The organism is Bradyrhizobium sp. STM 3809 (genome assembly GCF_000239795.1).
Lineage (GTDB): Bacteria > Pseudomonadota > Alphaproteobacteria > Rhizobiales > Xanthobacteraceae > Bradyrhizobium.
Genome location: NZ_CAFJ01000092.1, coordinates 1 through 8,984, shown reverse-complemented (window position 1 = coordinate 8,984; position 8,984 = coordinate 1). Strand labels below are relative to the sequence as shown.

Annotated in this window: 9 protein-coding genes; 4 read left to right on the top strand and 5 right to left on the bottom strand. The window is 66.1% G+C overall.

Features of this window, described 5'->3' with window-relative positions:
- Positions 1-271: 271 nt before the first annotated feature.
- From BRAS3809_RS04900 to BRAS3809_RS04880, 5 genes are all read right to left on the bottom strand, one after another.
- The gene (locus tag BRAS3809_RS04900) at positions 272-733 is read right to left on the bottom strand and encodes a GNAT family N-acetyltransferase (protein ID WP_008960995.1); all 462 of its coding nucleotides are present in this window, start codon (positions 731-733) and stop codon (positions 272-274) included.
- 60 nt (positions 734-793) lie between these two features.
- Positions 794-988 carry a hypothetical protein gene (locus BRAS3809_RS04895; protein WP_008960994.1) on the bottom strand — a complete coding sequence of 65 codons (195 nt, stop codon included), beginning with the start codon at positions 986-988 and terminating at the stop codon, positions 794-796.
- Between the two features lie 67 nt (positions 989-1,055).
- Positions 1,056-1,313, bottom strand: coding sequence for a hypothetical protein (locus tag BRAS3809_RS04890; RefSeq protein WP_008960993.1), 258 nt, complete (start codon positions 1,311-1,313; stop codon positions 1,056-1,058).
- A gap of 193 nt (positions 1,314-1,506) precedes the next feature.
- Positions 1,507-2,157 carry a glutathione S-transferase family protein gene (locus tag BRAS3809_RS04885; protein WP_008960992.1) on the bottom strand — a complete coding sequence of 217 codons (651 nt, stop codon included), beginning with the start codon at positions 2,155-2,157 and terminating at the stop codon, positions 1,507-1,509.
- Positions 2,158-2,350: 193 nt separating this feature from the next.
- Positions 2,351-3,583, bottom strand: a complete 1,233-nt coding sequence (locus BRAS3809_RS04880) for a glycosyltransferase family 87 protein (protein ID WP_008960991.1) — start codon at positions 3,581-3,583, stop codon at positions 2,351-2,353.
- Positions 3,584-3,802: 219 nt separating this feature from the next.
- On the opposite strand from BRAS3809_RS04880, the gene BRAS3809_RS04875 reads away from it, so the two are divergent.
- The 4 genes from BRAS3809_RS04875 to BRAS3809_RS04860 all read left to right on the top strand — a co-directional run bounded on the left by BRAS3809_RS04875 (position 3,803) and on the right by BRAS3809_RS04860 (position 8,514).
- Entirely contained in the window at positions 3,803-5,005 is a 1,203-nt protein-coding gene (locus BRAS3809_RS04875; RefSeq protein WP_008960990.1) for a pyridoxal phosphate-dependent aminotransferase, read from the top strand.
- Positions 5,006-5,124: 119 nt separating this feature from the next.
- Positions 5,125-5,649: a DUF992 domain-containing protein gene (locus tag BRAS3809_RS04870; RefSeq protein ID WP_008960989.1), complete on the top strand. Its 525-nt coding sequence runs from the start codon at positions 5,125-5,127 to the stop codon at positions 5,647-5,649.
- A 168-nt stretch (positions 5,650-5,817) separates the two neighbouring features.
- On the top strand, positions 5,818-6,288 hold the full coding sequence (locus BRAS3809_RS04865) for a DUF992 domain-containing protein (RefSeq protein WP_008960988.1): 471 nt from the start codon (positions 5,818-5,820) through the stop codon (positions 6,286-6,288).
- Between the two features lie 177 nt (positions 6,289-6,465).
- Positions 6,466-8,514 (top strand): elongation factor G, encoded by a 2,049-nt coding sequence (locus tag BRAS3809_RS04860; protein WP_008960987.1) that lies wholly within the window; start codon positions 6,466-6,468, stop codon positions 8,512-8,514.
- The last annotated feature ends 470 nt before the right edge of the window (positions 8,515-8,984 follow it).

Sequence of the window (8,984 nt, the reverse complement as noted above, 5' to 3'; positions counted from 1 at the left end):
GGCACTTCCCGTGCCGCTGCACCTCACCCCAGCCCTCTCCCCGTGAAGGACGGGGAGAGGGGGCGCGGCGTGCTCGGCATGGGATTGGGGGGCACCGCGCGTTCGAAATACTCAGCAACACAAAAAAATGCGGCCCCGGTCAGAGACGGCGACTGACGGGGACCGCTGATGCGCGTGATCTGTGACGGGGGGCCTGATCAAGCGCTCGGATGTGAGCCTAGGGCCGCCGCGTGACGGCTAAGTGACAATCGGCCGGTGACCGCACTGTCGTTCACACCGTCTTGCGGTAGACGATGAAGCCCGAACGCTCGGCGACCTTGTCATAGAGCGCCTGGGCCGTGGCGTTGGTCTCGTGGGTCTGCCAGTAGACGCGCGGCGCGCCGGCCTGGCGGGCCTCTGCATAGACCGCTTCGATCAGCGCGCGACCGACGCCCTTGCCGCGAGCGGAGGCGCTGGTGAACAGGTCGTTGAGGTAGCACAGCGGCGCGATCGCGGTGGTGGCGCGGTGATACAGATAATGCGCCAGGCCAATCAGTTCGCCGCCGCCCTCGGCGACCAGCGCATGCACGGGCTCGGCGGCATCGAAGAAGCGCGCCCAGGTCGTGGCGGTGATCTCCGCCGGCAGCGCCGTCGGTCCGGAGCGGCCATAGAAGGCGTTGTAGCCGTCCCATAAGGGCAGCCAGCGCGCGTAGTCCTCGCGGACGATGGGGCGAATGGTCGGGACGTCGGTCATCGGGACTTCACCGTCGATCTGGTCAGACGAAGCCCTCGATACTTGCAGCCTGATCCGAGATCAATCGGGGACCGGCTGCGCCGCGTCTATGATCGGCGGCCGTATCAGCTGGACATGGATGGTCTGATCTTCCGCGGTCCTGGGGGAGAGCGAGAGTTCGCCCCGCCGCTCGATCAGGATCAGCAGTGACGCCGCCAGCAGGATCGCGAGGGCCAGCGTCACGGCAACGATTACGACCGTTGATTTCATCGCCATTTGGAGTGCGAGACAATCATCGCCTGTTGTCGCGAAAACCGCGAAGGGTGGTCAAAATGGCTTCCTGCTAAGCGGGCATTGCGATGACGGTCCTGATCGACCAGATGACGAAGGTGACGCCCATGCCGAGCGAGACCGTGCTGGCGGCGATGATGATCGCAGCCACGGCAGTGGTCAGGCGGGGCGAGAGGGTGAGCGTCGCGTCGTGGTGAAAGCCGCCGGTGAGTTCCTGGAAGGGCGCATCACGCTGGTCCCAGTCCGGCGATGAGGCCTGGCCGCGGATCCAGTTGAACTTCGGAACGGAAGCACCACGCCACCCGGACATGAAGTCGAAATCCCTTACCCGTACGTCCGCGAGCGAATCACTCGCAGAGGTAAATTCTAAGGTCGCGCTGGGCAGGATTGCGGCGGTCAATGACCAAAAATGGCAAAAGGATGGCGATAGCAGTATTTGTTCCCGCTCTCGCGTGTATTTTCCCCGCTGTTCTACGGGTGGTCGGTAGTCCTACGGTGGCCGCTCAATCGTAGTCGGCGGCGATACCGGCCGAGTCGATCAGTGCCGGTTGCCAGTCCATCGCCACGAAACCCGGTGTCTGCTCGACCCGGCGCAGCCAGCCTCGGATCCTCGGGAAGGTCGAGAGATCGAAGTCGCAGCGATCGGCGACATGCGTGTAGCCGTAGAGCGCGATGTCGGCGACGGTCAGCTGTTTCGCGGCGAAGTAGTCATTGCTCTTGAGATGATTCTCCATCACCTGCAGCGCCGCGTAGCCGCGCTCCATCCAGTCTTCCAAGGCATGAGTCTGCAGGTCGCGGCCGCCCTTCACCAGCAGCAGCCAGAAATAGGCGGCGCCGATGTTCGGCTCCAGCGCGTGCTGCTCGAAGAACATCCATTGCAGCGCCTCGGCGCGCTCGATGCGGGATTCCGGCACCAGCGGCGTGCCGCCGGCGACATACCAGAGGATCGCATTGGACTCGGCGATGTAACGGTCCTCACCGACCTCGAGCAGCGGCACCTGTCCGCTCGGATTCTTGGCGAGGAAATCCGGCGTGCGGCTCTCGCCCCTGAGGATGTCGATCTCGATCGCCTGATAGGGCGCGTTCAGAAGCGCCAGCGCAAGGCGGACCTTGTAGCTGTTGCCTGAGCGCTGCATCGAATAGAGCTTGTACATCCGGCCAATGTCGAGTTCGAGGAATTGTCGATTCGCAGACTACCGCATCCGGACGCCAGATCGTCCCGCAATGCGGCCAGACAATGATGCCGAAGGACGCAGCCCGCAAGAGCCGAGGGATGGAAAAAGTCGAAAAGCGCTACTGCACTGCACGCGCAAACAACATCTTTCCAATGCGAGCTGAAAGCGGAGATCACGCCTGCGCGATGCGGGCGTGTGGTTCGATCTCGGTGGCGCGATCCGCGATCGCACGGCGTAATGTCACCACGAACAGAGCCAGCAGCACGATGAGGCCGAGCGGGATCGTCGTCAGGCCCGCGATGCTGCGTGACAGCAGGGGCACGATCCAGGCCGCCGCGAGCAGGCTCACCTCGTAGTCGCGAAAGCCGTTGGCCATGCCGTGGCGGACGAAGAAGATGATCGCGACGGCCAACACCACGAGGTCGTAGTCGAGCACATAGGGCGTCGCCAGCAGGCTCGCGCTCGCGAGCGCCGAAGCCTTCAGGTCGAACGCCGCCTCGCTTCGCCACAGCCAGGCAAGGCTTGCCGCGAGCGACAGCGCCAGCAGGCTCTGCAGCGCGTAGGCCGTCCTGACATCGGCGCCCCAATGCCGCGCCGCCGAGAACATCGACTGGATTTTCTCCCAGCCGGTGCCGCCTTGTTCGAGCACCACGGTCTGTGTGAAGGTCATCGACTGGAAGAAGGCATGCCAGACGTCATGGCCGAGCGCGGCGACGCTGATCGCGACCAGCGCGACGACGGTCGCGCCCGCGGCTGCAATCGTCGGCCAGCGTGCTCCGGCCACGAGCGCGACCGGAATCAGCACGCCGAATTGCGGCTTGTAGGCCAGCAGCCCGATCAGCACGCCGGCGATCCACGGCTTGTCGCGCTCCATCAGCAGCAGTGCGCCGCCGAGCAGCGCGGCGGTGAAGAACGCATTCTGGCCGTGGCCGATGTTGACGAACACGGCCGGGAAGGCCGCGGCGACCAGCAGCGTCTCCGGCCGCGGCAGGATGGCGCGCATCACCAGGAGATAGGCGAGCAGGCTCGACACCACCCACAGCGCCAGCCCGCCTGCATAGGGCAGCAGCGCGGTGATGGCGGCGATCGCGAAGAAGAACGGCGGATAGTGCCAGCCGAAGAACGGCACGTCGCGGCCGTCGAACACGGCCTTCTCCATCGCGTGCTGCAGCGGCGGATCATACGCATCGGCCGCCTTGCCCTGAAGGGTCAGCACGCCTGCCGCATAGACGTTGGAGAAGTCGGTGCCGATCGGCTTGCCGTTGCGGTCGACCAGTCCGTCGGACAACGCGATCCAGCCGGCGATGGCGGCGATCGTGACCGCGAGCAGGATCCAGCTGTAGGACTTGATCCGCGCGGCCGTCAGCCAGTCGCCGGATCGGAGTGCGCACCCGAGAGAGGTCATTTCGGCCTGAAAATTGGGTCAATCGTGCGAGCACGCTAGCCGGCCGGCTTTAACGTTCCCTAAAGTCTTGGGAGCCATGTGCCCAAGCTTCTTGCGATGCGGGCCTGCGGGCCTTAAAAGCGGGCGTTTCCCTGACATGACTGGTCGTGGCCCGAAAAGGGTGATCCACGACGCGTGATCCAAGACACCTTATCCAAGACGCCTGCATAGGAGCTGATGATGTCCTTTCTCGCCGCTGCGCTCGACCGTGTGAAGCCGTCCGCGACCATCGCGGTCACGGACAAAGCGCGCGTCCTCAAAGCGGCGGGCCGCAATGTCATCGGGCTGGGCGCCGGCGAGCCGGATTTCGACACGCCCGACAACATCAAGCAGGCCGCGATCAAGGCGATCCAGGACGGCAAGACCAAGTACACCGCGGTCGACGGCATCCCCGAGCTGAAGGAAGCCATCATCGGCAAGTTCCAGCGCGAGAACGGCCTGACCTACAAGCCGAACCAGGTGATCGTCGGCGTTGGCGGCAAGCAGGTGCTGTACAATGCGCTGATGGCGACCATCAATCCGGGCGACGAGGTGATCATCCCGGCGCCGTATTGGGTCAGCTATCCGGAGATGGTGGCGCTCGCCGGCGGCGAGCCGGTGCCGGTGGTCTGCACGGCCGCCGACGGATTCAAGCTGCAGCCGGAGGCGCTGGAGAAGGCGATCACGCCGAAGACCAAGTGGCTGATCCTGTGCTCGCCGTCGAACCCGACCGGCGCGGCCTACACCAAGGCTGAGCTGAAGGCGCTGACCGACGTGCTGGTCAAGCATCCGCATGTCTGGGTGATGACCGATGATATGTACGAGCACCTGGTCTATGACGACTTCGTGTTCACCACGCCGGCGCAGGTCGAGCCGTCGCTGTTCGACCGCACGCTGACCGTGAACGGCGTCTCCAAGGCCTATTGCATGACCGGCTGGCGCATCGGCTATGCCGGCGGTCCGGCGCAGCTGATCAAGGCGATGGCGACGATCCAGTCGCAGTCGACCTCGAACCCGTGCTCGATCGCGCAATGGGCGGCGGTGGAGGCCTTGAACGGTCCGCAGCACTTCATCCCCGAGAACAACAAGGTGTTCAAGGAGCGCCGCGACCTCGTGGTGTCGATGTTGAACCAGGCCAATGGCATCGAATGCCCGCGGCCGGAGGGCGCGTTCTACGTCTACCCGTCCTGCGCCGGCACGATCGGCAAGACCGCGCCGTCGGGCAAGGTGATCGACAACGACCAGACCTTCGTCACCGAGCTGCTGGAGACCGAGGGCGTCGCGGTGGTGCAAGGCTCGGCCTTCGGCCTCGGCCCGGCGTTTCGCATCTCCTACGCGACCAAGACCTCGGACCTCGAGGACGCGTGCAAGCGGATCCAGCGCTTCTGCGGCAATCTGAGGTAATCGGGCAACAGCCGCCTCGAAACACCACAAGCCCATTTCCAGGCCGAAAGGCGCCATGTTTTGAACATGGCGCCTTTCTTTTGTCCGGAGTGAAGTTGGTTGCGTAAGGTTGGAGTTCGATGCGGCTGCTTGTGCTGTCGACCGTGGCGATGGTGATGATCATGCCGTTAGCGCAGGCCCATCAAGGCCGGCCGATGCGTGCGGGCGTGCTGGAATGCGAGGGGCGCCGCACGACCGGCAGGCTCGTGATGTCGCAGGCCCGCCTGCGCTGCGTGTTCCGCAGCCAGGGCCGTGAGCCGGAGCGCTATGTCGCCCGCGTGCGGCGCTACGGGCTCGATCTCGGCCTCACGGACGAGACGAGGATGGCCTGGGCGGTCAACGCGCCCGTCAATGATTTCGGCCGCAGCGAGCTGCGCGGGCGCTATGGCGGGGTGACCGCCAATGCCGCCGCGCTGTTCGGCTTCGGCGGCAGCTTCCTGGTGCGCGACTCCGACCGTGCGGCGGCGCTGCAGCCGATCAGCCTGCAGGGCCAGACCGGGCTGAACCTCGCGGCAGGGATCACCGAGGTGGAGCTGGTGCCGCTGCTGCCGATTCATCCGAGCCCAAGCCAGCCTTCGTCCTACTTCTCGCGCTATTATCGCTGAGCACGACGACAATGCCTCGCAGCAGCGGGGGCCGCCGCTCGTTCAGCCTGATGAACGCGCGTCGCTTCTGGTACGGCTGTAAGCCTTGTGGCATAGATGTGATCGCCCGTGATCATCGCTCCGATCCGCGGGTCTGCATCACACCTTCATTTCAGCCGGAGTTTATTCATGCGCTCGACCATCCTCGCCGGGCTCACTGCTGCGGTTCTCTGCTTTGCCGGCGCCGCCCAGGCGCAAGACCGTGTGCGGGTCGGCGTCCTCGAATGCCGCGGCGGCGCCAGCGTCGGCTTCATCGTCGGCTCGGTGACCCATCTCGGCTGCGTGCTGCGCGCCGACGGCCTGCCCGAGGACCGCTATGTCGCGACCATCCGCAAGGTCGGCCTCGATCTCGGCATCACCCAGGAATCGCTGCTCGCCTGGGTGGTCTATGCCCCCGTCGCGCGGCTCGGGCCCGGCGATCTCTCCGGCGACTATGCGGGCGCCCAGGGTTCCGCGGCGGTGGGTGTCGGTGTCGGCGGGAACGTCCTGGTCGGTGGTTCGGCCAACTCGATCGCGCTGCAGCCGCTCAGCGTCCAGGGGCAGGTCGGCCTGTCCGTGTCGGCGGGGCTGCAAAGCCTCGAATTGCGCCCGGGACGTTGATCCTCCCTTCGCCGTGACCCGTCGCTCTTCCCGCAATCGTGCGGGAAGAGCGACCGGTTCTCTGCACTGCAGCGACGTTTTTCGCAGGTCTCCTGCTTGCCAAAGCGGCAGACGAGGCAGAGCATTCGGCTTTGCCGACCCAATCACGGGCCGAGCTCCAGAAACAGGAGGCGGCGAATGGGACAAGACCTGAGAAGTCCCCGAGGTCCACGGTGCATCGCGCTGGTGGGCCCTTTCCAAAGCGGTAAAACCACTCTGTTGGAAGCGATCCTGGCGCGGACGGGCGCGATCCCGCGCGCCGGCAGCGTCGAGGCCGGCACCTCCGTCGGCGACGCCAGCGCCGAGGCGCGCCATCACAAGATGAGCGTCGCAATGACCGCGGCGACCACGACCTTCATGGGCGACAGCTACACCTTCCTCGACTGTCCCGGCTCGATCGAGTTCGCGCACGACATGCGCGCCGCGCTGCCCGCCGTGGACGCCGCGATCGTGGTGTGCGAGGCCGACGAGAAGAAGCTGCCGCAATTGCAGATCATCCTGCGCGAGCTCGAGGAGCTCGGCATTCCGCGCTTCCTGTTCCTGAACAAGATCGACCGCGCCAATGCGCGGATCAGGGAGACGCTCGCCACCTTGCAGCCGGCCTCGCGCGTGCCGCTGGTGCTGCGGCAGATTCCGATCTGGAACGGCGAACTGATCGAGGGCTTCGTCGACCTCGCGCTGGAGCGCGCCTTCATCTATCGCGAGCACAAGGCATCCGAGGTGATCGCGCTCGAGGGCGGCGATCTCGATCGCGAGAAGGAGGCGCGCTTCTCGATGCTGGAGAAGCTCGCCGACCATGACGATGCGCTGATGGAGCAATTGCTGGAGGACATCCCGCCGCCGCGCGACGCCGTGTTCGACGATCTCGCCCGCGAGTTGCGCGATGGGCTCATCTGCCCGGTGCTGCTGGGTTCGGCGCTGCGCGAGAACGGCGTGCTGCGGCTGATGAAGGCGCTGCGCCACGAGGCGCCCGGCGTCACTGAGACCGCCAGGCGGCTCGGCGTGAAGGAGACCAGGGAGGCGCTCGGCTACGTCTTCAAGACGCTGCATCTGCAGCACGGCGGCAAGCTGTCGCTGACGCGGCTGCTGTCCGGCCATCTCGACGACGGCGCGACGCTGCACGCGGCGTCGGGCGAGGCGGCGCGCGTGTCCGGCATTCTCGCAGCGACCGGCGCCTATGACAGCAAGCGTGCGGCCGCCGAGGCCGGCGACACGATCGCGCTCGGCAAGCTCGATGCGGTCAAGACCGGCGACACCATCGCCACCGGCAAGACCGCCCCGCCGGCCCTGGCGAAGATCGATCCGTGCCCGCCGGTGCTGGCGCTCTCGATCGCCGCCGTCGACCGCAAGGACGACGTCAAGCTCGGGCAGGCCCTGTTGCGGCTCAACGAGGAGGACCCGTCGCTGACCATGGTGCAGAACGCGCGCACCCACGACACGGTGCTGTGGGGGCAGGGCGAGATGCATCTGCGCGTGGCGCTGGAGCGGCTGCGCGACCGCTTCGGCGTCAACGTCAAGTCGCATGCGCCGGCGATCGGCTATCAGGAGACCATCCGCAAGGCGATCACGCAGCGCGGCCGCCACAAGAAGCAGTCCGGCGGCCACGGCCAGTTCGGCGACGTCGTGCTCGACATCAAGCCGCTGCCGCGCGGCGAAGGCTTCCGGTTCACCGAGAAGGTGGTCGGCGGGGCTGTACCGCGCAACTACATCCCGGCGGTCGAGGAGGGCGTCGTCGACGCGCTGGCGCGCGGGCCACTGGGCTTCCCGGTGATCGACGTCGCGGTGACGCTGACGGACGGCTCCTATCACAGCGTCGACTCGTCCGACCTCGCGTTCCGGACCGCGGCGCGGGTCGGCGTCAGCGAAGGCCTGCCGCAATGCGCGCCGGTGCTGCTGGAGCCGATCCACACCGTGGAGATCGTCTGCCCGACCGAGGCGACCGCCAAGATCAACGCGATCCTCTCGGCGCGGCGCGGCCAGATCCTGTCGTTCGATACCCGTGACGGCTGGCCTGGCTGGGATTGCGTCCGTGCCATGATGCCCGAGGCCGAGATCGGCGAACTGATCGTCGAGCTGCGTTCGGCCACGGCGGGCGCCGGCAGCTTCACCCGCCAGTTCGACCACATGGCCGAGGTGACGGGCCGCGCCGCCGATCACATCATCGCCTCGCATCGCGACGCCGCCTAGCACGCATGCCACGTAGCCGGCTCGCCATCCCAGGGAAGGGATGGCGAGCCGAATTCGTCTCGCGCCGAGATGCCCTCGTGCCTGGTCGCTCTGCTCGCCGTCGGCGCCGAGCGCCGACGCCGTAGTCATACGGGAGCATCCTCGGGTGCCACGGCGCGCTCCGGCTATTAGCAAACGATTAGAATGGCTTGAGAGCGTGATCCGCCGCTCGGCTTCGTTTTCCCATGGTTGCCGGACAATTTCGGCCGGTGTCGCTTTAAGGTTCGGTTAACCATGGAACCCGATGGTTCCCACTTGTTCCCGGCCCCGCAATGAAGGACGCGGCGCCGCTCGCACAAACTGGCCTCGGGGCGCATTTCGGATGTCTTGGTGGAGGCGCAATGCTGCTGTCGTCCATATTGCTGCGGCGATTGCGACCCTCACCGCGGCGGCATCGGATGCAACGGCTCAGGCCATCGCGCCGAGTCAAG

Coding starts and splice junctions, on each gene's coding strand:
- BRAS3809_RS04870 (WP_008960989.1), top strand. CDS start 5,125: ATGCGGCTGCTTGTGCTGTCGACCGTGGCGATGGTGATGATCATGCCG.
- BRAS3809_RS04900 (WP_008960995.1), bottom strand. CDS start 733: ATGACCGACGTCCCGACCATTCGCCCCATCGTCCGCGAGGACTACGCG.
- BRAS3809_RS04880 (WP_008960991.1), bottom strand. CDS start 3,583: ATGACCTCTCTCGGGTGCGCACTCCGATCCGGCGACTGGCTGACGGCC.
- BRAS3809_RS04890 (WP_008960993.1), bottom strand. CDS start 1,313: ATGTCCGGGTGGCGTGGTGCTTCCGTTCCGAAGTTCAACTGGATCCGC.
- BRAS3809_RS04885 (WP_008960992.1), bottom strand. CDS start 2,157: ATGTACAAGCTCTATTCGATGCAGCGCTCAGGCAACAGCTACAAGGTC.
- BRAS3809_RS04875 (WP_008960990.1), top strand. CDS start 3,803: ATGTCCTTTCTCGCCGCTGCGCTCGACCGTGTGAAGCCGTCCGCGACC.
- BRAS3809_RS04895 (WP_008960994.1), bottom strand. CDS start 988: ATGGCGATGAAATCAACGGTCGTAATCGTTGCCGTGACGCTGGCCCTC.
- BRAS3809_RS04860 (WP_008960987.1), top strand. CDS start 6,466: ATGGGACAAGACCTGAGAAGTCCCCGAGGTCCACGGTGCATCGCGCTG.
- BRAS3809_RS04865 (WP_008960988.1), top strand. CDS start 5,818: ATGCGCTCGACCATCCTCGCCGGGCTCACTGCTGCGGTTCTCTGCTTT.